Origin of the sequence: Paractinoplanes pyxinae, assembly GCF_026626335.1 — a bacterium.
In the GTDB taxonomy this organism is placed as follows: Bacteria; Actinomycetota; Actinomycetes; order Mycobacteriales; family Micromonosporaceae; genus Actinoplanes; species Actinoplanes pyxinae.
The window spans coordinates 128,924-148,659 of sequence record NZ_JAPNTZ010000016.1; the positions used below are offsets into that span (position 1 = coordinate 128,924).

19 protein-coding genes are annotated in these 19,736 nt (G+C 70.9%); 11 read left to right on the top strand and 8 right to left on the bottom strand.

Annotated features, from left to right (window positions below; translation table 11 throughout):
• Positions 1-74: 74 nt before the first annotated feature.
• Together OWR29_RS37185 and OWR29_RS37190 are read left to right on the top strand one after the other, a co-directional pair.
• Complete coding sequence (locus OWR29_RS37185) at positions 75-1,214, top strand: endo-1,4-beta-xylanase (protein WP_267568200.1); 1,140 nt, start codon at positions 75-77, stop codon at positions 1,212-1,214.
• A gap of 237 nt (positions 1,215-1,451) precedes the next feature.
• Positions 1,452-3,038, top strand: coding sequence for a methyl-accepting chemotaxis protein (locus OWR29_RS37190; RefSeq protein ID WP_267568201.1), 1,587 nt, complete (start codon positions 1,452-1,454; stop codon positions 3,036-3,038).
• A 39-nt stretch (positions 3,039-3,077) separates the two neighbouring features.
• Here OWR29_RS37190 and OWR29_RS37195 read toward each other — a convergent pair whose 3' ends face one another.
• Positions 3,078-4,523 carry a GGDEF domain-containing protein gene (locus tag OWR29_RS37195; protein WP_267568202.1) on the bottom strand — a complete coding sequence of 482 codons (1,446 nt, stop codon included), beginning with the start codon at positions 4,521-4,523 and terminating at the stop codon, positions 3,078-3,080.
• Positions 4,524-4,698: 175 nt separating this feature from the next.
• On the opposite strand from OWR29_RS37195, the gene OWR29_RS37200 reads away from it, so the two are divergent.
• From OWR29_RS37200 to OWR29_RS37210, 3 genes are all read left to right on the top strand, one after another.
• Positions 4,699-5,175: a hypothetical protein gene (locus tag OWR29_RS37200; RefSeq protein WP_267568203.1), complete on the top strand. Its 477-nt coding sequence runs from the start codon at positions 4,699-4,701 to the stop codon at positions 5,173-5,175.
• A 70-nt stretch (positions 5,176-5,245) separates the two neighbouring features.
• Entirely contained in the window at positions 5,246-6,166 is a 921-nt protein-coding gene (locus OWR29_RS37205; RefSeq protein ID WP_267568204.1) for an NAD(P)H-binding protein, read from the top strand.
• Positions 6,163-6,879, top strand: coding sequence for a CPBP family intramembrane glutamic endopeptidase (locus OWR29_RS37210; RefSeq protein WP_267568205.1), 717 nt, complete (start codon positions 6,163-6,165; stop codon positions 6,877-6,879). The genes OWR29_RS37205 and OWR29_RS37210 overlap by 4 nt, the downstream gene beginning before the upstream one ends.
• Positions 6,880-7,069: 190 nt before the next feature.
• Here OWR29_RS37210 and OWR29_RS37215 read toward each other — a convergent pair whose 3' ends face one another.
• Positions 7,070-7,924, bottom strand: a complete 855-nt coding sequence (locus OWR29_RS37215; protein WP_267568206.1) for an ABC transporter permease — start codon at positions 7,922-7,924, stop codon at positions 7,070-7,072.
• A 22-nt stretch (positions 7,925-7,946) separates the two neighbouring features.
• On the opposite strand from OWR29_RS37215, the gene OWR29_RS37220 reads away from it, so the two are divergent.
• Complete coding sequence (locus OWR29_RS37220) at positions 7,947-8,459, top strand: TetR/AcrR family transcriptional regulator (protein WP_267568207.1); 513 nt, start codon at positions 7,947-7,949, stop codon at positions 8,457-8,459.
• 68 nt (positions 8,460-8,527) lie between these two features.
• On the opposite strand, the gene OWR29_RS37225 is transcribed toward OWR29_RS37220, so the two are convergent.
• From OWR29_RS37225 to OWR29_RS37240, 4 genes are all read right to left on the bottom strand, one after another.
• Complete coding sequence (locus OWR29_RS37225; RefSeq protein WP_267568208.1) at positions 8,528-9,640, bottom strand: amidohydrolase family protein; 1,113 nt, start codon at positions 9,638-9,640, stop codon at positions 8,528-8,530.
• Positions 9,637-10,077 carry an HIT family protein gene (locus OWR29_RS37230; protein WP_267568209.1) on the bottom strand — a complete coding sequence of 147 codons (441 nt, stop codon included), beginning with the start codon at positions 10,075-10,077 and terminating at the stop codon, positions 9,637-9,639. The genes OWR29_RS37225 and OWR29_RS37230 overlap by 4 nt, the downstream gene beginning before the upstream one ends.
• Positions 10,074-10,559: a nuclear transport factor 2 family protein gene (locus tag OWR29_RS37235; RefSeq protein WP_267568210.1), complete on the bottom strand. Its 486-nt coding sequence runs from the start codon at positions 10,557-10,559 to the stop codon at positions 10,074-10,076. The genes OWR29_RS37230 and OWR29_RS37235 overlap by 4 nt, the downstream gene beginning before the upstream one ends.
• 88 nt (positions 10,560-10,647) lie before the next feature.
• Complete coding sequence (locus OWR29_RS37240) at positions 10,648-12,936, bottom strand: thiamine pyrophosphate-binding protein (RefSeq protein ID WP_267568312.1); 2,289 nt, start codon at positions 12,934-12,936, stop codon at positions 10,648-10,650.
• A 113-nt stretch (positions 12,937-13,049) separates the two neighbouring features.
• On the opposite strand from OWR29_RS37240, the gene OWR29_RS37245 reads away from it, so the two are divergent.
• The 5 genes from OWR29_RS37245 to OWR29_RS37265 all read left to right on the top strand — a co-directional run bounded on the left by OWR29_RS37245 (position 13,050) and on the right by OWR29_RS37265 (position 18,205).
• Positions 13,050-13,727 carry a GntR family transcriptional regulator gene (locus OWR29_RS37245; RefSeq protein WP_267568211.1) on the top strand — a complete coding sequence of 226 codons (678 nt, stop codon included), beginning with the start codon at positions 13,050-13,052 and terminating at the stop codon, positions 13,725-13,727.
• A gap of 99 nt (positions 13,728-13,826) precedes the next feature.
• Complete coding sequence (locus tag OWR29_RS37250) at positions 13,827-14,666, top strand: fumarylacetoacetate hydrolase family protein (protein ID WP_267568212.1); 840 nt, start codon at positions 13,827-13,829, stop codon at positions 14,664-14,666.
• 23 nt (positions 14,667-14,689) lie between these two features.
• Complete coding sequence (locus tag OWR29_RS37255) at positions 14,690-15,565, top strand: alpha/beta hydrolase (RefSeq protein ID WP_267568213.1); 876 nt, start codon at positions 14,690-14,692, stop codon at positions 15,563-15,565.
• Positions 15,565-17,124, top strand: a complete 1,560-nt coding sequence (locus tag OWR29_RS37260; RefSeq protein ID WP_267568214.1) for an FAD-dependent monooxygenase — start codon at positions 15,565-15,567, stop codon at positions 17,122-17,124. Before OWR29_RS37255 ends, OWR29_RS37260 begins: the two co-directional genes overlap by 1 nt.
• A gap of 136 nt (positions 17,125-17,260) precedes the next feature.
• Positions 17,261-18,205, top strand: coding sequence for a GGDEF domain-containing protein (locus OWR29_RS37265; protein ID WP_267568215.1), 945 nt, complete (start codon positions 17,261-17,263; stop codon positions 18,203-18,205).
• A 446-nt stretch (positions 18,206-18,651) separates the two neighbouring features.
• Here OWR29_RS37265 and OWR29_RS37270 read toward each other — a convergent pair whose 3' ends face one another.
• Both OWR29_RS37270 and OWR29_RS37275 read right to left on the bottom strand, forming a co-directional pair.
• On the bottom strand, positions 18,652-18,990 hold the full coding sequence (locus tag OWR29_RS37270; protein WP_267568216.1) for a hypothetical protein: 339 nt from the start codon (positions 18,988-18,990) through the stop codon (positions 18,652-18,654).
• Positions 18,987-19,658: a DJ-1/PfpI family protein gene (locus OWR29_RS37275; RefSeq protein WP_267568217.1), complete on the bottom strand. Its 672-nt coding sequence runs from the start codon at positions 19,656-19,658 to the stop codon at positions 18,987-18,989. The genes OWR29_RS37270 and OWR29_RS37275 overlap by 4 nt, the downstream gene beginning before the upstream one ends.
• Positions 19,659-19,736 lie beyond the last annotated feature (78 nt).

Here is a 19,736-nt window from a genome sequence, read left to right on the forward strand (position 1 = left end):
CCGGTAACTACTTCCGGAATGTTTCCGTAAGTTTCGGATGCTCCCTTCCCTCGTTCTCGTCGCAAGGAGTTCCGGTGCCTCGTTCTCGGCTTGCCCTCTCCGTCGTCAGCGCCGCCGTGGTGCTGGGCGGACAGCTGACCTTCATCGGCTCGGCCCCGGCCGGTGCCACCCCGGCCGCCGCGAGACCCCCGGCCTACCCCGCCGATTCGTTGCGCACGCTCGCCGCTCGCGTGGGCCTGCGCGTCGGCACGGCCGTGAATCCCGACCTGCTCGGCACCAACGAGAAGTACACGCAGATCACCGCGGAGCAGTTCTCCTCGGTCACCCCGGAGAACGCGATGAAGTGGGCCGAAGTGGAGGCCGTCCGCGGCGCCTACACCTGGCAGAAGGCCGACCAGATCGTCGCCTTCGCGAAGCAGAACAAGCAGCTGGTACGCGGCCACACGCTCGTCTGGCACAACCAGCTGCCCGCCTGGCTGTCCTCCGACGGCACCACGACCACCCTGTCGAACGACGAGGTGAAGGCGGTCCTGAAGAAGCACATCTTCGACCAGGTCCGCCACTTCAAGGGCGACATCTGGCAGTGGGACGTGGTCAACGAGGCCTTTGACGACAACGGCCAGCCCCGCCAGTCGATCTGGTACAAGGCCTGGGGCGGCACCGGCTACATCGCCGACGCGTTCCGGTGGGCCCACCAGGCCGACCCCAAGGCTCTGCTGTTCTACAACGACTACAACCTCGAGTTCACCGGGGTGAAGAGCGACGCCGTGTACGCGATGGTGCGCTCGCTCCAGGCGCAGCGCGTACCGATTCACGGCGTCGGCCTCCAGGGACATCTCTCCACCCAGTACGGCTATCCCGACCTCACGAACAACCTGGAACGATTCGCCGCCCTCAAGCTGAAGGTCGCCCTCACCGAAGTGGACGTGCGCACGCAGACCAAGCCGGACGCCGTCAACGAACCGGTGAACGCGCTCGCCCCGTACGCCCAGGAAAGCTATTGGTCCCGCACACTCCAGGCTTGCCTGGCGGTCCGCGCCTGCGTCTCGTTCACCCCGTGGGGCTTCGGCGACGCCTACTCGTGGGTGCCCGGCTGGTTCACCGACCCGCAGGAGGGCGCCGCCCTGATCTACGACGAGCAGCTCAACCCCAAGGGCCAGTACGACGTACTGCAGCAGGACCTGGCACTGGCCGCAGGCGCCCCGCGCCGCTGACCCCCGCCGCGCTGCCGGCGCACAGCCGGCGGCGCGGCGCCGGATTTCCTCAGCCCACCCGGATGACGCCCAGGCCCCGTTCTCCGTGGCCCATCGGACGCCCCCGACCGGTACGCGTGATCGCCGCGGCGCCGCGCCTCCATCACCAGCGTGCGCGGGTTGCCGGTGCCGCCGCGTCAACGGCCTCAGGCGTCGGGGCTGCCTGCCGAACGGACTTCAGTGACATTAGTGCGTCGGATGCGCTTGCGTGGCAGGCTGGCCGCCTGCTTCACACTGGTGATGGTGCTGCTCGGCGTGGTCATCGTGATCGGGGTGGTCGCGCTCGGGCGGCAGTCCGACGCAGCCGGAAAGATGCGCGACCTTCAGCTGCTGGCGAACCAGGTGGCCGAACAGAAGTTCTACGACGGCGACATCTCGGGCTGGCAGGTCGCGTACGCGTGGGATGCCTACCGGCTGGGTCCGGTGCGCGCCGTGCAGCCGACCTCGGACAACCGCGCGGGCTTCCTCGCCGACAAGGACAAACTCGAGGCCCTGCTCGACGCGACCCGCATCGACGTCATGACCTCGAGCGAGAAGCAGGTCTTCGACCAGCTCCTGGCCGCCTGGACCGACTATTTCAAGGCTGACGACCGGGTCGTGTCCGCCTTTGCCAAGAAGGACATCGAGGCCGGCAACAAGGTGATTCTGGGTCCCGGCTACGAGATCTTCTTCCAGATCACCGAGCTCACCGACAAGCTCGTGAAGTCGGTGACCGTCCGTGCCGGCGCCACGGCGACCGATGCGCGGAGCACTGCCGCCACGGCACGAACCACGATGGTTGTCGGCTTCCTGCTGGCCGTCATGGCCGCCGTGCTGCTGGTGCTGCTGGTGACCCGCAGCGTCGTCAAGCCCTTGGCAGACGGAGTGGGCGCTCTGCGGCGTCTCGCCGACGGCGACCTTTCCGTACGGGTGGGCGACCGGGCCGGCGACGAGGTGGGCGACATGGCGCGGGCCACGGACGCGGCCGCCGAGGCCCTCCGACGGACCGTGACCGGCATAAGTGACGACGCGCGAGAGCTGGCAGCCGCCGCCGACACACTCTCCCGGGTCAGCGGCCGGATCGACGGCGCCGTGCAGAACGCCTACGAGCAGGCCGAACATGTTGCCGGCACGGCCGGCGGCGTCAGCGGCAACGTGCAGACAGTCGCCGCCGGGTCGGAGCAGATGGGCGCCTCCATCTCCGAGATCTCCCGCAACGCCGCCGACGCGGCCGGGGTGGCCACATCCGCGGTCGCTGCCGCTCGAGACACCAGCGCCACCATCAACCGGCTGGGCGAGTCGTCGGCCGAGATCGGTAGCGTCATCGGCACCATCCAGGCCATCGCCGCCCAGACCAACCTGCTGGCCCTGAACGCCACCATCGAGGCCGCCCGCGCCGGCGAGCTCGGCAAGGGTTTCGCAGTCGTGGCTTCCGAAGTGAAGGACCTGGCGCAGGAGACCGCGCGCGCCACGGAGGAGATCTCGCAGCGCATCACCGCCATCCAGTCGGACACCGGCGAGGCGGTGGCTGCCATCGACGGCATCAGCCAGATCATCCAGCAGATCAGCGACTACCAGACCACCATCGCCTCCGCGGTGGAGGAACAGAGCGCCACCACGGCCGAGATGAACCGAGGAGTGAGCGAGGCCGCGGAGGGAGCCACCACCATCGCCCAGGGCATCTCAGGCGTGGCTCGGAGCACAGCTTCCTCCCGGGACGCGGTGACCGAGGCCGCTGAGGCCGCCGGCGCCGTCACCATCCTGGCCGGCCGTCTACGGACGGCGGTGGGCCACTTCACGACGTAGTCGCCGGGCACCGCGAAGGGGGTGGGGTCCGGCCCGGCCTCAGACGACGATCAGGCTCAGGGCGCCCACCGACTTGGACTTCTTGGCCTCGTACATGGCCATGTCGGCCCGGTTGAGCAGGGCGTCGATGGTGTCCGCGGGCCGGGCCCGGGCCGCGCCGACGCTGATGCCGATGTGCACCTGCTCGCCGGCCGCGGTGAAAGGACGTCCGGTCAGTTCGGCGATCCGTGCGGCCACCACGTCGACCGCCTCGGGGCCCCGGCAGATGAGGACGAACTCGTCGCCGCCGAACCGGCTGACCAGGTCGTCGCCGCGGACGCAAGTGCGCAGACGGTCGGCCACCGCGACCAGCAGTTCGTCACCGGCGGCATGACCCAGGCGATCGTTGACCGGCTTGAAGCCGTCGAGGTCGCAGAACAGCACCGTCAGATCGTGCGAATCCTCGTCGAGGGCGGCCGACAGATGGTCCAGACAGGCGCCCCGATTGGCCAGCCCGGTCAGCCCGTCCCGAGTGGCCAGCCGGTGCAGGGCCTGCTCTGCGGCCCGGCGCTGAGCGGCCAACCGGGCCACCCGGACCATGACCAACGGCACCAGGGCGGCCGAGGACAGCGCGATGAGCACGCCATCCGTGGGCAGGCCCAGAATGGCGCGGCCTCCCCCGATCAACGGGGTGAGGACCAGCATGACGCCCAGGAAGGTCAGACGGCCGCGCGTCAGGTCATCCTTCGGTGCGCGGCCGAGCCGGTTCACCATGGCCACCGACGGATGGACGGCGGCCGCGCCGAGGATGGCGTACGCGGCCAGGAACACGTTGTTGGTCCAGTCGGGGCGTACCCCGTTGGCGTCGATGGTCAGCGCCGCGGCCACGTTGCCCGCGAGGGCCAGTGCCACACCGGCCGTGAACAGCCGGACCGAGGCGGTGCGCCCGGCCGGAGACACCAAGGAGATCCGCAGCATCGCGCCGAGCGTGCCGACGATCACGATGACCGTGACGAAAAGCGACACCTGCCGGCCCACGGAGGCGTCCTGCCGGGTGAGCGCGGGCAACAGCACTGCGTCCCACAGCACGCCGCCGAGGGCCACTGCTGTGATCATCGAGTCGAGGACGCCGCCGACGTCGCCACGACCCTGACGCCGGACGACGGCGATCGAGGCGGCGAGGAGCAGCACGCCGCCGGCTGAATAGAAGAGGTCGGCGACGCTGCCGTCCCCGGTGACCCGGCCACCCGTCGTCGCGATGAGAATCCAGACGACGTTGCCGACGTTGTAGAGCCCCAGGGAGGCCAACATCAGCCACCACGGCGCCCGCGCCGCACCGGGTGTCCGGCGCAGGGCCGACACCACGGCCGGAACGGCGACGCCCAGGGTCACCGCCAGGAACGGCCACTGCCGCAGGTCGTAGGGCCACGCCAGGTAGGTCGCCACCAGGCCTCCGGCAACGACGGCGTACCAGCGCAACAACATGTGCTCCGCATCGGCGATCACCTGCCGTCCTTGAGGGCTTCGCGGCATGTGTGCTGCGAGCGGCCGCGCGCGATCACGGGCCGGTCCCGCGTGCTCCAGCGGGCCCGCGGGACAGATGGCGAGGGCAGACGGCGTCCTGCCGGTGCCGACCTGAACAATGGGCGGCGATCTCCGCGTACCAGGAAAGGTTTTGATCATGGGTTGGAACACCTCGGTGCTCTTCCGTCAGGACGTGACCGCGGACGAGGCGGTGGACGACCTCGCCATCACCGAATTCAGTGGTGAACTGGTCGGCGCCGACCAGGCCACGAGCGCTCTGAAGCCCGACGCCCTCTACGCCGCCGAGTCGGGTGGCTGGGCACAGGTCTGGAACCCGATGATGGATGTGGTCATGAGCTGGGAACCGACCGATCCGGCGACCGCTCTGGTGGTGTTCTTCAGCAGCGTCTCGAGCACCTACGGCTTCACGCTGTTCACGAACGGCGAACGCAGCCGGCACTACGTCTACGCCGATGGTGTGGTCATCGAGGACGACGGGACGCCACTGCCGGTCGAGGCCGAGATCGCCCGGCCGTCCTGGGGCCCGGATGAGGACTTCCTCTGGTCGATCGTCACGGCAGTCACCGGGGTCCGGTACGACGAGAAGCTGCAGTACCGCGTCTACCCGGTATGACCAGCCGACTGAACTTCACTGACGAGGACGGGATTCGGGAGGCTCCTGCCTTTCGGGGTAGTGGGACGGTGTGACCAAGACAGTTCTGGTGAGCGGCGCGTCCGGTTTCATCGGCTCCCATGTGGCGGCCCGCCTGGCCGAGCAGGGCTACCGGGTCCGGGCCATGACCCGGCGCCCGCGCGACTACCGCGGTGCGGGCGAGCCGGTTGAGGCCGACGTGTCCGACCCCGGCAGCCTGGCCGCGGCCTTCGCCGGCGTCGACGTGGCCTACTACCTCGTGCACTCGCTCGGGTCGGGTGACTTCGAGCAGCGCGACGCCGGCGCGGCGCGCAACTTCGCCGAAGCGGCGGCCGCGGCCCGCGTCGAGCGGATCATCTACCTCGGCGGTCTCGGGGCGGACGGCGACGCGCTGTCGCCGCACCTGCGGTCGCGCCGCGAGGTCGAGCAGATCCTGCAGTCCGGGCCGGTGCCGGTGACCGTGCTGCGGGCCGCGGTGGTGATCGGCCACGGCGGCATCTCGTGGGAGATGACCCGGCAGCTCGCCCACCGGCTGCCGCTGATGGTGACTCCGCGCTGGGTGCGCACCCGGACCCAGCCGATCGCCCTGGCCGACGCCGTTCGCTATCTGACCGGGGTGCTCGAGCCGGTCGAGGCGCGCGGGCAGACGTACGAAATTGGCGGCCCCGAGGTGCTGCGCTACCTCGACATGCTGCAGCGCGTCGCCCGGATCGAGGGCCGCCGGCTGCCCAACGTCACCGTCCCGCTGCTGACCCCGCGATTGTCGTCGGCGTGGCTGCGGTTCGTCACCGACGTCGACTCGGCCACCGCCCGCAACCTGATCGACTCGATGACCAACGAGGTTGTCGTGCACGACAACGCGATCACCCGGGTCGTGCCGGGCGATCCGGTCGGCTACGACGACGCCGTACGGCAGGCGCTGGCCGACCGGCAGCGGGCGGCCCACGACGACCGGACGCGGGTGCCGCGGTGACCTCGGCCTGGCTCGAACGCGCCCGGCGGGCCGTGGCCCCGTCGCTGATCGACCGGGTCGAGCGCGACCACCAGCAGCCCGACCGCGATTTCCGCAAGCGCCGCGTCGTCGTCGCCGTCACGCTGGTGGCCGGGGCCGTCCTGCTCGGATTCTCGCTGGCCGTCCGCCCCGGCGACAATCTGTTCTACCTGATGACCGTGCTGGTCGCGCTCACCTGGATCGGCGGGGCGCTGCTGTCCGGGCCGCTGCACCTGGGACACATCCCGTTCCGTGACCGGCTGCGCCGCCCGGTCGCCACCCCGATCGTGACCGGGCTCGTGCTCGGCGGCGTCTTCGTGGCCGGCGCGCTTGTCGTACGCGAACTGGAGCCGCTGCGCGACCTGGTCAACACCGTCCTGGCCCACGCCCGGTACGGCGCGGTCGTGCCGATCGTGGCGGTGACCCTGCTCAACGGCGTGGCCGAGGAGGTGTTCTTCCGCGGCGCCCTGTTCGCGGCGATCGGCCGGCGCCACGCCGTCCTCATCTCCACGGTGGTCTACGCGGCGGCGACCGTCGCCACCGGCAACCTGATGCTCGTCTTCGCCGCTTTCCTGCTCGGGCTGGTCCTGGGACTGCAGCGGCGGGCGTCGGGCGGCGTCCTCGCCCCGATCCTGACCCACATCACCTGGTCGACCACGATGGTGTTCGTGCTGCCCGCGCTCATCGGCCGATGATTCGTCCGGCAGGAGCAGCCACCGCTCCAGCCGCCAGATCGTTGCGGCGTTGGCCGTGGCCTCGCCTACGTGACCCGAGGTGAGCAGGCGCCCGCCCGGTATCCGAGGAAGAGGACCACGACCAGCAGCAGTTCACGGATTCCGTTTCGCGGTCCGCCGGGGCGTTCCCGGCCCACGTTGTCGCTCGGGCTCAGACCGTGGCGTACGGCGCGGGCCGCGCCGTCGTCTCGTCGGCGGGCGCCCCGGCCGCAGCGCGGCGGGAGCGATGGTGTCCGAGAAGGCTCAGCATCGCGCCCAAGGCGAGCCAGGCGACCAGGACGATGATCGGCTGGGCCTCGCCGTGACCACCGAAGTAGGCCGTGGATCGCAGCAGATGCCCGCCGGCGCCGGGCGGCAGCAATTGGCCGAGCGGGCCGGACCAGCCCGGCAGCAACTCGGGCGCGGTGGAGATACCCGACAGCGGGTTGCCCACGAGCATCATGATGACCGAGCCGATGCCGAAGCCCGCGTACCCGAGCAGCGATTCCAGCCCCATGATGGTCATGGACGAGGCAGCCACGGTCAGGGCGATGGCGCCGGCGTTGGCGAGGTAGGCGCCGTCCAGCGAGCCGAGCCAGAACTGCAGGATCGCGGCCATGGCCAGGCCGCCGGTGACGGCGAAAGCGAACGCGCCGGCGGTCCGGCGGACCCGGCCGCGGACCAGGTTGATGAGCAGCACCGCGGCCAGCATGCCGCCCAGGATCAGCGGGAACGCCGCGGCGGTGAGGCCGGCGCCGCGCCGGTCCTCGACGGGCAACGCGACGACGTCACGGACGGCGACGGCCGGAGCGGCGCCCTGCGTCTGCGCCTGGCTGAGCGAAGTGGCCACGCCCTGCAGGGTCTGCGCGATCGTGGCGCTGCCCGCGGAGGCGGTGAGTACCTGAGGCGCGCCTGCGCTGAGGTCGATCGCCCCGTAGACGTCGCGGTCGCTGCCCCGCGTCTCCGAGCAGTACCGGGCCGACCGCCGAGCCGAGATCATGGCGGCGGCGGCCCGGCTCTTCGCCACGAACGGATTCCACTCCACCTCGATGGCCGACATCATCAGCGAGTCGGGGCTCTCCGCGGGGGCGGTGTACCGCTACTTCCGCAGCAAGGACGACTTGATCTCGGCCGTCGCGGGGACGGCTCTGACATCAGCCGACGAGGCTTTCGGCGCCTTGCTCGCCGACGGCGCCACGCCCTCACCCGAGCAGGCCATGGCGGCGATGTTGCACGTCATCGGTGACCAGATGGCCAACCACCCGGCTCTGGGGGTCGACGTGACCCGGGTCGGCGTGCAGGTGTGGGCAGAAGCCCTCCGCAGCCCCCAACTGGCCGCTCGGGCCGATGACGTCTACCGCCGGCTGCGGGACTACTTCGCCGAGGTTGCCCGCCGGTGGCAGGCCACCGGTCAACTCGACGCCCGCGCCGTGCCGGAACAGGTCGGCGCGGCCATGCTCGGCGTGATGCAGGGTTTCATCGTGCAGCGCCTGCTGATCAACGGCACGGATACCGATGACTACCTCGCCGGCGTCAAGGCGCTACTGGCCGCAAGGCCCTGAGCCCGGCTCGGGGCGCGGCCGCCCGACACAGTACGGGCGGGCGGGGCCGGTCGACGCCGAAGCCACCGTCACGCCCGGACGCGGGCGCCACCGATCCAGACGCCCCGGATGGCCCGGGTGGCGGTGATGTCCCGGGTCGGATCGCCGTCGACAAGCACGAGATCGGCCCGGCGGCCGGCGGCGATGACACCCCGGTCGTGCAGACCGAAGGTCTCGGCCGGCTGTACGGTCGCCGCGCGCAGCGCCTCGGTCGCGGTCAACCCGGCCGAGACGAGTCGTTCCAGCTCATCGTGCAGCGAGATGCCGTACGGGACGCGGCACGGCGCCCCTGGCTCGTCGTTGGCGTCGGTGCCGGCCAGAACGACCTGGCCGGCGCGGCGGAATGCGGCCACGGTGGCCACCGCGTGCCGGTAGTCCATCCGCAATGCGGGCACCAGCAGTGACAGCGCACGGACGGGCAGCCGCCGGCCGATCGATCGCGCCACGCCGTCCATCATGCCGAGGGTCGGGATCAGGCTGACCGTCCCGGTGATCTCGTCGTCGCCGAGACCCTTGGTCAGGGCGGTGTGGGTGACCACGTCGACGCCCGCGGCGACGGCGGTGCGCAGGGTGGCCGGACTGACCACGTGCGCGACGGTGAGCAGGCCGGCCGCACGGGCGGCCACCGCGATCGCCGCGATGGTCGCCGGCTCGAGGGGTTTCGTACCGGGAAACCGGGGGTCCTCGATGATGATTTTGATGTAGTCGGCACTCTCGGCGACCCGGTCGGCGACGAAGCGGGCAGCGTCGTCCGGGCCGGACACCGCCGAAGAGGCCGGGTGGCCCATCTTCGTGACGAACATCGAGCCCGGCCCGCTGGCCGGCCGTCCCGCCGACCGGAGGGTGGGCAACCCGGGCTGATCCTTGAGCGCCATGGTGGCGTCGTAGTGGGGCGCGCCCATGTCCAGCACCGTGGTGACGCCCCACTCGACCATCGCGTCCAGGTGCGCGCGCCGGCTGACGTGGGCATGCGTGTCGATCAGGCCGGGAAGAAGGACCCCGCCGCCCCCCTCGACGATGTCCGCGTCGTCGGGAAGGGGGCCGTCGGCTATCCGGCCGTCCCGCACGACGACGCTGGTCGCCGGGCCGGTCGTGTCACCGTCGAGGACGCGGACGTCGCGGAGGACGACGGGGTGGCTCATGCGACGGCCCGGGAGCGCTGCTCGTACGCCGCCCGGACCTCGGGCAGAAGCGCCGCCGCGGCGGCGTAGTCCCGGTGGCCCTCGCGCAGCGCGAGGATGTTGCCGCCGCGCAGCTCGGCCGGGACGTCGGCGCCACGGGCAGCGATCAGCGCGTGGAAGTGCGGATAGTTCTCGCCGAAGACCATGAGGTAGGTGGCCGGGGCGGCGGTGACCTCGGTGACCGCCGCGACGAGGTCCTGGGCGCGCTGCCCGAACGAGGCCAGCTCGGCCGGGGCGAGCCCGGTGATCCGTTCGGCGTGCCGCCGGGCGCGCAGGATGAACCAGCCGGGCACGTCGTAGCCGGCGACGATCTGGGCCGCCCAATGCTCGTCACGGAACACGGTGGCGTCACCGTCGCCGTGCTCGAGGTCGCACATGAGGCAGTCGGTGCCGGTCAAGAGAAGATCTCGACGTGCGCGCCGGCCGGGACGTCGTCGTTGACACGGTCCTTGTCGTCGGCCCGCCGCCAGATCTCGTAGCCGTTCTCCCGGCAGATCTTGCCGTCGCGGCACTGGAACGCGTGCAGCAGACGGATGCTGACCCGGGTGCCGACCGGGTACGGGCAGTTGCGGAAGCCGTCGTCGGTGATCGTCCACTCGAAGATGCTGTCGTCGAAGACCCACTCCTCGGTGGCGAACCGGTACAGGTTGGTGATCTTGTGGATCGTCATCGAGCCGAAGATGCGCAGGTACTCCTGCTTGACGTCCTCCCGGTCACGCAGCACGAGGCCGCGGGCCGGCACCTCCCAGACGATGTCGTCCGTGTACCCGGCGATCGCCAGGTCGATGGTCTCGGGGGTCTCGTTGTGGAAATGGGACTCGACGGCGGCGAGGTTGCGGGCGATGAGCTCGTCGCGGGTGAGTTCGCTCGAAGAGGTCATGAGGTGCTGCTCCGATCTGACGGCGCGGTGGCCACACCAAGAGGAGAAGTGCGAGGAACTTAGCAGATATATGTGATAACAACAATGATCAAATAAGATCGAGAGCGGTTGCGACGAGACTGTCGGTGTCAATGGCGTGGTAGCGGTACACCGACGGCAGGTCGCCGCTCTGCCCGAACCCGGACACTCCGAGGTGACGCGCGGGCATCCGGTGCACCCCGGCCAGGAAGGCCAGCGTGTGCGGGTGCCCGTCCAGGACGGTGAGCAGCGGCGCGGCCCGCTCCGGCGGGAATGCGGCGCCAAGGATCCAGGGCTCGCCGTGGCCCTGCCCGTCACGCGCCCGCAGGGCCTGGAACAGCAGGCCGGGACTGGTCACACAGACCACGTCGGCGGCGATGCCGAGCGTTCCGAGACGGTCGGCCGCGGCCAGCGCCTCGGGCAGCAGTGCGCCCATCGCCGCGATCGTCAGGGCGGGCGGTCGCTCGGCGCGGCGCAGCAGGTAGCCACCGGCAACGACCTGCCGGCGCCGTCGTTCCCGGGCCGCCGGGTCGGCCGGAACCGCCGCGAGGGCCTGGTCGACCGGGCGTGACGACAGCCGCAGGTAGGCCGAGCGGCCGCCGGTCCGGCCGAGCCGGCCCAGGGCGGCCAGCAGTGTCCATTCCAGGTCGAGGACGAACCCGGGCTCGTAGCCGTCGCAGCCGGGCTGTTCCAGGCCGATCGACGGGGTCTTGATGGACTGGTGCGCGCCGCCCTCGGCGGCCAGCGTGACGCCGGCCGGGGTGCCGACCAGGATGGACTGCCCGCCCGCGTAGATACCGAACGACCACGGCTCCAGGGCCCGCTCGACGAACGGGTCGTAGAGCACTCCGATCGGCAGCAACGGCTCGCCCCAGCGGCTCCAGGTGGCGCCGAGCTCGCCGAGCAGCCCGACCAGGTTGACTTCGGCGATGCCGAGCTCGATGTGCTGCCCGTCGGGACGTTCCCGCCAGTGCAGAATGGTCTCCGGATCGTCGTCGAACCAGTCGCGGCGGTCTCCCGCCGACCAGACGCCGACCTTGTTGATCCAGCCGCCCAGGTTGGTCGAGGAGGCGACGTCGGGCGCGGCGGTCACCACCCGCCGTGCCACCTGCGGCGCCTGCCTGGTCAGATCCAGCAGCGCACGACCGAGCCCGGCCTGGGTGGAAGCGGTGCCGGCCGCGGTGCGCCCCAGGTCGACGGGCACCTCGATGGAGGGCGACGGCGTCACCGGGTCACGGCGCAGCCGACCCGCCACCCCCGCGCACAGCCGCCCGGCCGCCGAGTCGCCGGCGAAGCGCTGCCAGGGCGCGTCGAGCGACATGCCGCAGCCTTCGGCGAGCACGCGCATCTGGGCCTCGGTGAGCATGGAGGAGTGGTTCTGCGGGTGGCCCTCGGTAGCCAGCCCGTATCCCTTGACGGTGTAGGCGAAGATCACCGTCGGGCGGTCGTCGTCGATGGCGGCCAGGGTCTCGCTCATCGTCCGCAGGTCGTGGCCGCCGAGGTCGCGGAACGCCGCCGTCAGGGTCGCGTCGTCGAGATCGCCGAGCAACGACCGCACCGCCGCGCTGTCACCGGGCAGGCGCTCGCGCAGCTGGCCGGGCGGGCAGCGCAGCAGCCGCTGGTACTCGGCGTTGGGCATCTCGTCGAGCCGGCGCCGCAGCCGGTCACCGCCGGGCCGGGCGAACAGCTCGTTCAGCAGCCGCCCGTACTTGGCCGTCAGCACCTGCCAGCCGGCCGCGGAGAACATGTCGCGCAACCGGCCGGCGGACACGTGCGGGACGACCCGGTCGAGCGACTGCCGGTTGAGATCGACGATCCAGCACACCTCGCCGAGCCCGGCCACCATCGGATCGAGGATCGCTTCCCAGCAGGCGCCCTCGTCGAGCTCCGCGTCGCCGACCAGCGAGTACTGCCGGCCGGCGCCGGGGCCGCCCGCGTACCGCTTGGCGATGGCGCCCCAGATCGGGGCGGTGGCGCCGATGCCGACCGAGCCGGTCGAGTAGTCGACGGTGTCCGGATCCTTGACCCGGCTGGGATAGCTCTGCAGGCCGCCGAACGAGCGCAACGTGCTCAGATAGCGCTCGTCGAGGCCGCCGAGCAGGTAGTTGATGGCGTGCAGGACCGGTGAGGCGTGCGGTTTCACCGAGACGCGGTCGTCCGCGGTGAGCCGGTCGAACCAGAGCGCCGTCATGATCGTCGCCATCGAGGCGCTGGACGCCTGGTGGCCGCCGACCTTGAGGCCGCCCGGATTGGGCCGGACCCGGTTCGCGTGGTCGATCATCGCGGTCGAGAGCCAGAGGACGCGCTGCTCAACGTCGCGCAGCGTTGTCCAATGGTCGACATCAACTTGAGGCTCCATCACCACGCTGTTATCACATATATTGCGATCCGGGACAAGGCCTGTCCGACGATGAAGGGGTACGCCGATATAGTTCATGCCGTCGACACGGCTCATCGGAAGGCAGGACGTCAGTGGAGCGCGCTACCGCGGCTGTCCGGCCCATCGAGTCCCGGTCGGTCGCCGACCAGGTGATGTCCGAGCTGCGCCGCTCCATCCTGGCCGGCGACCTCGCCCCCGGCCGCGAGTTCTCCCTGCGCGAGGTGGCCGAGATGTTGCAGGTCAGCATCATCCCGGTGCGGGAGGCGCTGCGCAGCCTGGAAAGCCAGGGCCTGGTGCACATGCGTCCCGGCCGCAGCGCCGTGGTCGCCCCGCTCGACCTCGACGAGTTGCGCGGCATCTACCGGTTGCGCCGCCGGCTCGAGCCGGAGATCGCACAGCGCTCCTGCCGGCTGCTGTCGGACGCCGACCTCGACCGCCTCCGGCACGACGCCACCGAGTTCGGCGACGAGCACCGCACGATCCACGAGATCTACGAGGCGCACCACGCCTTCCACCTGGCTCTTCTCTCCCCCGCCGCGACCGCGTGGGATCTGCGCATCCTCATCACGCTGTGGCGGGCCGCCGAGCGGTACATCCGGATCGGCTTCGGCCGCCTCGACCCGGACCCCGACGAGCATTGGCGGCGTGAGCAGGCGCATCAGGAGCTGCTCGACGCGTTCCGGCAACGCGATCCCGAGGTGGTGGCGGCCGCGGTGCACCAGCACCTGGCCCACAACGAGCAGATCGCCCTGCTCGCACTGCGCTCCTGACCTCGCGGCATCCGGTTCCCACTCGGCCATTGCTGTTATCACATATACGTAATACGGTTCCTCCAGCCTGGCTCGCCTACGCCGCGGAGGTCCCTCACCATGCGCATCTACAACCTCGACGGACGGCTCGCCCTCGGCCTGCCCTCGGGCGGCGCCGCCGACGTCGCCACGGCCAGCGAAGGCCGCTTCGGCCCTGAGGTGCAGGCGGTCTATGACCGCTGGGCCGAGTTCATCGGCTGGGCCCGGACGTACGACGGCCCGGCCGACCAGTCAGTCGACGAGCACCGCCTCGGCCCGCCGGTCCCCCGCCCGCCGCAGATCTTCGGCATCGGGCTCAACTACCGCGACCACGCCGACGAGGCCGGACTGGCCGTTCCCGACCGGCCGATGGTCTTCACCAAGTTCCCCGCCTCGATCACCGGGCCGTACGGGACGATCACGCTTCCGCCCGGCTCCGTCGACTTCGAGACCGAGCTGGTCGTGGTGATCGGCGTACGGGCCGAACGCGTCCCGGCCGCCCGGGCCTGGGAACATGTCGCCGGATTCACCGCCGGCCAGGACCTCTCCGAGCGGGAGCTCCAGTTCGCCGGCTCCCCGCCCCAGCAGTTCAGCCTGGGCAAGTCGTTCACCGGTTTCGCCCCGATCGGGCCGGCGCTGGTGACCGTCGACGAGTTCACCGACCGCGAGGACGTCCCCCTCGGCTGCGAGATCAACGGCGAGAAGATGCAGGACGGCACCACCGCCGACCTCATCTTCGGGGTGCCGCGGCTGGTGGAGTACCTGTCGGCGATCGTCCCGCTGCTGCCCGGCGATCTCCTCTTCACCGGCACGCCCGCCGGCATCGGCTGGGCCCGCACACCCCGGCGCCTGCTGCACGCCGGCGACGAGCTCGTCACCCGCATCGACACGATCGGAACCATGCGCCACACCTTCATCTGATTCGTCTGAGAGGAGCCGCTCCGATGACCGTCCTCGAACTCGACATCGACGGTTCGACCATCACCGCCCTGACCGCCGGTCCCACCGTCCCCACCGGCCGGCCACTCATCGCCGCGCTCCCCGGCGGCACGTACAACGGCAAGTACTTCGGTGTGCCCGGGTCGAGCAACGGCTCGTTCCTGAAGACCGCCGCCGACGCCGGCTATCAGACGGTCAGCTTCGACCGGCCCGGCTACGGCGGCAGCACCCCCCTCGACCCGGACGACAACACCTTCGACCGGCACGCCGAGTTGCTCGACGCCGCGATCGCCGCGGCCGCCGAGCTGCTCGGCGCCCACCGGGTCTTCCTGATCGGGCACTCCATCGGCGGCATGATCGCCATGATGATCGCCGCGGCCGGCCCGCGCTTCCCGCTCATCGGCCTGTCGGTCACCGGGATGGGCGCCGTCATCAACAGCAACGGCGCCGCCGAAGCGCTCGCCACGCTGCCGGCCGACGCCACCGTCGACCTGCCGTACGAGGAACGCGACAAGGTGATGTTCGGGCCCCAGGGCACGTTCGACGCCGACGCCGTGGCGGCTGCGCACGAGTCGTACGCCCCTGTTCCGGTCCGCGAGCTGATTCAGGCGCCGCGCTGGCCGGTCGAGCGGCTCCCCGGACTCGCGCCGATGGTCAAGGTGCCGGTGCACAACGCTCTGGCCGAGTTCGACCTGCTGTGGGACAGCGCCCCGGAGAATGTGGACCGGTTCGCCGCGATGCTGACCGCCGCGCCCTTCGTCGAGGCGTCGGTGGCCCGAGGCACCGGGCACAGCATCGACCATCACCGGCTCGGGCACGCCCTGCACCTGCGCCAGCTGGCCTTCGCCGAGGAGTGCGCAGCCTGGGCGGAGCGCCAGTAGTGCTACCGGCACGGGTACCGGTCCTGGTTGCCGGCGGCGGCCCGGTCGGGTTGGCCGCCGCCGTCGAGCTCGGCCGGCGCGGCATCGGCTGCCTTGTGGTCGAGCCACGGGCCACCGTTTCGCACGCCCGTCCCCGCTGCAAGACGGTCAGCGTCCGGTCGATGGAGCACCTGCGCCGCTGGGGTCTGGCCGACCGCCTGCGAGCTCGTGCACCGCTGCCGGTGCAATGGTCACAGGACGTGGTGTTCTGCACCTCGCTCGCCGGCCGCGAGTTGTCCCGCTTCACCGGCGTGCTCGGACTGACCGTTGAGGGCGACCGCTGCGCCGAGACCGGGCAGCAAGCGCCGCAGTATCTGCTGGAGGAGGTGCTCCGGGAGGCCGTGGCCGAGATCCCGGCCTGCACTCTGGCCACCGACCACCGGGTCGTCGGCTTCGAGCAGGACGAGACCGGCGTACGGGTGACGGTCACCGGTCCGGACGGCACGCCGTCCACCGTCACAGCCGACTACCTGATCGGCGCCGACGGGCCGCGCAGCGCCGTGCGGGCGGCGATGGGCGCGGACTATCACGGCGGTCAGGCCCTGCGACCCAACTTCGGCCTGGTCTTCGACGCCCCCGAGCTGTGGCGTCACCTGCGGCACGGGCCCGCCGTGCAGTACTGGATCGTCAACGCGGGAGCGCCCGCGCTGATGGGACCCATCGACCGCACCCGGACGTGGTGGATGATCGCCTTCGGTGTCGACCGAAACACCGGCGAACGCGATGCCCGGCGCCTCATCGACGCCGCCGCCGGTACGCCGGTGGACGCGACGGTGCTGTCCACGGATCCGTGGACGGCCCGTATGCAGATCGTCGACCGGATGCGCGACGGGCGCGTATTTCTGGCCGGCGACGCAGCGCACCTCAACCCACCGTTCGGCGGCCACGGTCTCAACACCGGTATCGGCGACGCCGTGGACCTGGGCTGGAAACTCGCCGCCGTCCTGGACGGCTGGGCCGACCCGGGGCTGCTGGACAGCTACGAGGCCGAACGCCGGCCGGTGCAGGAGCGGGTCATCCGTGAGGCGACGGCGAACATGGCAGTGCTCTCCACCGAGCTGCTCGCCGACAACCTCGACGACGGCGACGCCGCCGGCGAGCAGGCCCGGCAGGCCGCACACCGGCGCATTCAGCAGACCAAGACGGCCGAGTTCCACGCGCTGGATCTGGTGCTCGACATCGAGCTCACCGGCCCGGCCGTGGCCGAGGGCGGCGGCCGCCGCGTGCCGCACCTGTGGCTCGGCCCCGGCCGTTCGCTCTACGACGAGCTCGGCCCGGGATTCGCCCTGCTGATCCTCGGCGGCGACGGCACACCCGGGAAGGTGCTCCTGACGGCAGCTCATCGCCGGGGCATACCGGCCAAGGTTTGTGATCTGCGGGATCGAGCGATCCGGCCGCGATACGGGGCGGACCTCGTCCTCGTCCGCCCCGACCAGCACATCGCCTGGCGCGGCAACACGCTGCCACCGGACGTCCCGGCTTTGCTCGACCGGCTTCGCGGCGTCGCTCAACACGCGTGAGAGGCTGCCGATAGGCCAGACGACAGGTTGCCGACCGGGGAGAGCCGAGGCGTTGGGATCGTCGTGGTTGCAACGTGCCGTCAGAGCCGCAGGTCCCCGTGACCGGGGCCCGGACCGTAACATCACGACGGCCGTCATGGCCGCCACGCCGTCGCTCATCTTCATCGGCGAGGCGTTCCTCGGCTCACGCCCGCTCGAGCCGGTCCGCACGACGGCCGGTGTCGTACTGGCCGTCGTCTGCGCGATGCTGATCGTGGCGCCGGGCCGCCGGGCCGAGCCGCTGCTCCGTCTGGCCGCGGTGATAGTCGGCTGCGTCTCGATCGTCATGCTGGACCTCGGTTCGGGCAACGCGAGCGTGACCGGTCAGATGTACTTCTGTCTGCCAGTGCTGTTTGTCGCGGTTCACTTTCGGGTGCCCGGCGTGATCGCTTTGACGGCCACTGCGCTGGTCTGTGAGGCCCTGGTGGTCACGCTTCTGCTGCCACCGCTCGATGCGCTGCTCGACTTCGCCTTCGTCGGCAGCATCCTGGTGCTGATGGCCGGGGCTCTGACCCGCGCCGGCGCCGCCCAGGACCGGCTGACCGCACAGCTACGGCGCCAGGCCGAGGTCGATCCGCTCACCGGTCTGGTGACCCGCCGCGTCTTCGACGAGGCGGCGCAGCGGGCCGTCACCGGCGGCGCCGGCTTCGGAACGGCCCTGATCCTCATCGACGTCGACCTGTTCAAACAGATCAACGACACGTACGGACACGCCGTCGGCGACGACGCGCTCGCCCATATCGCGGCCACCCTGACCGAATGCTGCCGCGACGCCGACGTGGTCGCCCGGCTCGGCGGCGACGAACTGGCCGTGCTGATGCCCGGCTGCACCTTCGGCACCGCGGCCGACCGGGCAGCCGAGCTGGCCGCGGCCGTCCGAGACGCTCCGCTCGTACTGGCCGACGGGCGCGTCGTTCCGCTCTCCATCAGCGCCGGTGCGGCGCACGCGTCGCCCCGGTCCCAGACCGCTCGTGACCTCTACAACGACGCCGATATGGCGTTGTACGCGGCCAAGCGCAGCCGCCCCGCTGCCCGGCGTTGACGCTCTCGGACACCGGCGCTGCAACAGCTGGTCGAGGGCGTTCTCCACTGCGGCCGGATACTCCCCCAGCACGCTGTGGACCGACGACGTCCGGCCCCGACGGCGACCTCGGCCGAGCGACCTGGTGCCCCGGCAGTTGCGCCGCCCTCTGGTTCTTCTGGACGGGCGAGCACGGCGGGTACGTCCTGCGGGTCTGCTCCACGTCCATGACCCTCGCGGCCGACCGGCAGTCCGACCGGCGAGTGCTCAGCGAGGTGGCGCTGAGCGATCCGATCGTGCCGGGACGGCCGGTGCACGCACAGATGGCCGCCCGGAAGAGCACCGCCGAGATCTTCCGGGACCACCGGCACGTCGCGACCCTCCCACTGCCCGCCGGCGACCCGAAGGACGGCGGCGACGTCCTGCCGCCGACGGTGTTGATGACGGCGTCCGGACAACAAGAACCCTCACGACGCGGCCCGGCGCTCACCGTGCACCGCCGACCGGGGCAGCCGTCCCGCCCTGGAGAACCCGGCCATCGTGTCACCGGCGACCACCACGTCGAACTGCAGGTTCAGCCGCATCGGCTTGACGATCGCCTGCTGCCAGGTGAGCCGGGTGCTCGACGCCTGTGGACCAGGTTCGGTTGTGATGCCGAGTAAAGGCACTGTCGCATGGCGATCCTGCGCCGTGCCGGTCAGTACGCCGTCCTGCTCGGTCAGGTCGAGGGTGACGGCCATCTTCCCGATCGGCGTCGAGATCGTCAGGGCCCAGGCGCCGAGCACCTGCTGCGGAACGGTCGTCATGCGGGCACCGGAACCAATCCGGTCGACCGCCAGACCACGCCGCGGCGCTCGTACTCGAACAGTCGCTCGACGGCATGCGCGATCCGCGGGCCGAAGCTGCGCTCGAGCAGGTACAGGCCAAGGTCGAGCCCGGACGTGACGCCGCCCGCGCTGACCAGGTTGCCATCGTCGACAACCCGGGCATCAACCGTGTGCACTCCGGTGGCGTCGAGCACGTCCATCCCCTGAACGTGGGTGACGGCTGTCCGGCCCTCGAGGATCCCGGCCATCGCCAAGGCCAGGGAGCCGCCGCAGACGGTGGCCACCGTGACGCCGTCCGCCTGCAAGGCGGCGGCGATCAGGCCGGGCAGCCCGGTCTCGCCCACCCGGGCCAGCAGCACGGGAATGGTGTCGACCACGTCGGGATCGCCGGCGATCGGGCCGGACGCCCCGGGCACAACGATGAACCCGGGCAACGCCGGATCGAGCCGGGCCGAGGCCTCCAAGGCAAGACCGTGGGTGCCTCCGACAACCCGGCGGGCCCCTTCGGCCGAAACCAGCCGCACCGAAAGCTGTCCGCCGGTGGCGTCGCCGCCGGCCGCGAACACCTCGAACGGGGCGACGACATCCAAGGGATCGAACCCGTCGAACAAGACGATTTGTACCACCAGGGGCGATTCGTTGATCACCTCTTGAACCTACGAGGCATTCCTGGACCGGTGCCGTGGCAGAAAAGCCAAGTGACGCCGGAATCTCGCCAAGCCGGT

Bases quoted from the DNA above. Each gene is read 5' to 3' on its own strand.
- OWR29_RS37190 (WP_267568201.1), top strand. From the start codon at position 1,452: ATGCGCTTGCGTGGCAGGCTGGCCGCCTGCTTCACACTGGTGATGGTG.
- OWR29_RS37200 (WP_267568203.1), top strand. From the start codon at position 4,699: ATGGGTTGGAACACCTCGGTGCTCTTCCGTCAGGACGTGACCGCGGAC.
- OWR29_RS37220 (WP_267568207.1), top strand. From the start codon at position 7,947: ATGGCCGACATCATCAGCGAGTCGGGGCTCTCCGCGGGGGCGGTGTAC.
- OWR29_RS37225 (WP_267568208.1), bottom strand. From the start codon at position 9,640: ATGAGCCACCCCGTCGTCCTCCGCGACGTCCGCGTCCTCGACGGTGAC.
- OWR29_RS37235 (WP_267568210.1), bottom strand. From the start codon at position 10,559: ATGACCTCTTCGAGCGAACTCACCCGCGACGAGCTCATCGCCCGCAAC.
- OWR29_RS37240 (WP_267568312.1), bottom strand. From the start codon at position 12,936: ATGGAGCCTCAAGTTGATGTCGACCATTGGACAACGCTGCGCGACGTT.
- OWR29_RS37250 (WP_267568212.1), top strand. From the start codon at position 13,827: ATGCGCATCTACAACCTCGACGGACGGCTCGCCCTCGGCCTGCCCTCG.
- OWR29_RS37255 (WP_267568213.1), top strand. From the start codon at position 14,690: ATGACCGTCCTCGAACTCGACATCGACGGTTCGACCATCACCGCCCTG.
- OWR29_RS37265 (WP_267568215.1), top strand. From the start codon at position 17,261: ATGGCCGCCACGCCGTCGCTCATCTTCATCGGCGAGGCGTTCCTCGGC.
- OWR29_RS37270 (WP_267568216.1), bottom strand. From the start codon at position 18,990: ATGACGACCGTTCCGCAGCAGGTGCTCGGCGCCTGGGCCCTGACGATC.